The sequence below is a fragment of the Thiolapillus sp. genome (assembly GCF_048562965.1).
In the GTDB taxonomy this organism is placed as follows: Bacteria; Pseudomonadota; Gammaproteobacteria; order Chromatiales; family Chromatiaceae; genus Thiolapillus; species Thiolapillus brandeum_A.
In genome coordinates, this window is record NZ_JBHNMF010000567.1 from 1 (window position 1) to 2,003 (window position 2,003).

Here is a 2,003-nt window from a genome sequence, read left to right on the forward strand (position 1 = left end):
TGGAACCTACACCATAGACCTCAACAGTTGGTTTGACGATGATAGCTGTCCGAATGGCGTCGCATCGGGCACTGGCGCTACATTGGGTACCAATTCCGGCAATCCTGAACTGGGGTCATTGAAAGATAACGGCGGTTATACGGAAACCATGATGCCGTCATGGAAAAGTGGCCTCATCAATGCGGGCAATCCACAAACCTGTACGGTACGTGACCAACGCTCAGCACAGCGCGTGGGCACCTGTGATATTGGAGCTGTGGAGCATGGCGGTAGTGTGCCACGGACGTTGACAGTAACCAACGATGGGACCTTGGACCCTGGATCACTCAGGGCAATCCTAACAGAGGCCAATGACGGTGACACGATTATTTTTGATCCATCGCTCAAAAATCATACCATCTTTATGCTGTCTTCCGGTTCCACCAGACATATCACCCTTGATAAAAGCGTCGTCATTAACGGTGACGTTGATGGCGACCACAAACCCGATATCATTCTCAGTGGAACGGGTGAGCACAACACGCGATTGCTGTACGTTAATCCGGGAAAAACGGTAACCCTGGAGGGGCTCAGACTTGAGAGCGGCTTTGCTGATTATGGGGGCGCCATCTGGAACTACGGTACGCTGACGATCAATTACTGCCGGTTGAGCCACAACACGGCAAGAGACGGGTATAAAGGCGGCTCTGGTGGTGCAATCTACAACGACGCAAGCGGTACATTGATAATCAATAACACGACGCTGGATCACAATACATCAATGACATCCGGTGGGGCAATCCAAAACTTTATGGGTAAGGTGATGCTCATGAACGTCACGTTGTCAGACAATGCTGGCGACCCCGACAGGGCCAACGAGGGGGCTGCCCTGGATAATTGGGGCGGGGGTATGACGCTCAAAAACACCACTCTGTATAGAACGACGGGTAACGGCATTGGTACTTTCTGGGGTAAAGAAATCAGTTCGGGGACCACGTTGATCAATACGGTTATAGCAGGATCGTCTGAAAACAACTGTGTAGGACATGGTGCTTATCATATGGCCGGTAATAATTGGTTCGATGATAATACCTGCGGGAGCAGCAATTCCGGTGATCCCAAACTGGGTGGTCCGTTGAGCACTGACAGCGGGTGGGCGCTGAACATGCCTGCCAGTAACTCCGGTCTCATTGATGCGGGTGACGATAATACCTGTCTGCCCCTGGATGCCAGGGGTTACAGACGGCCACACGGTGACCATTGCGACATCGGTGCGGTTGAGTTAGGTGCTACGGCTCCGCCAGCTACTGAAGAGGGTGCCGATGCCGCCGCTGCGAGCCATGGAGAGCGAAGGCGAGTAGTCCCGTAAGGCGCGAGCCGCACTGCTTCCCCGTCGTGCGCCTGGCGCCAGAGGGGGAAGCAAAGTAGGCATCCGAAGGCGGCGTCCAGTCATTGGGAGCCAGGTACGAAGCAGCAACGAGCTTGCGAAATTGTTGCGCAGTGCTTGGTGACCAGGACGGCTGGGACACGAATAGGTTGTCAAAGGCCGAGTCGATTTTGGGGACTGGGATGTCCCAAAATCTATCACGAGGCCGAAGACGCGCTTGAGGGAGGTGTCATTTCGCCACTACTGGCGAATCTCTACCTCCACTACACGCTGGACCTCTGGTTTCAACGGCGATTCCAACCAAGCTGTACGGGGCCGGCGCGGCTGATCCGGTATGCGGATGATTATGTGGCCTGCTTCAAACACGATATCAGAATTTATTAATTTTGCGACGTTTTAGGATTATCACCCTCGTTCACCAAGAGAAACTATTTCAAACGCGGTTACAGGTGCTTCGCCCTTTCTGGAATGTCCCCTAAACCCATGTTGCACATACCGGGTAATAACGCGCATCCATGTGATAGATCGGGCATGGTACCTATCAAGTTTATGTTGCTGCCTGTGTTTTCATGCTCTATCGCTTATAACTAGTTCCCGTCTATAAATGCCAAGTCATTGAAATTCAATTGAAAAACCG

2 protein-coding genes are annotated in these 2,003 nt (G+C 52.5%); one reads left to right on the top strand and one right to left on the bottom strand.

What is annotated here, in order from left to right; translation table 11 throughout:
- Positions 1 to 1,348 (top strand): choice-of-anchor Q domain-containing protein (locus ACOCD2_RS17780; protein ID WP_293674994.1); only part of this gene is annotated, 1,348 nt, incomplete at its 5' end.
- Here ACOCD2_RS17780 and ACOCD2_RS17785 read toward each other — a convergent pair.
- The gene (locus ACOCD2_RS17785) at positions 1,262 to 1,567 is read right to left on the bottom strand and encodes a hypothetical protein (protein ID WP_293885712.1); all 306 of its coding nucleotides are present in this window, start codon (positions 1,565 to 1,567) and stop codon (positions 1,262 to 1,264) included. The two genes, ACOCD2_RS17780 and ACOCD2_RS17785, sit on opposite strands and share 87 nt — an antisense overlap.
- Positions 1,568 to 2,003 lie beyond the last annotated feature (436 nt).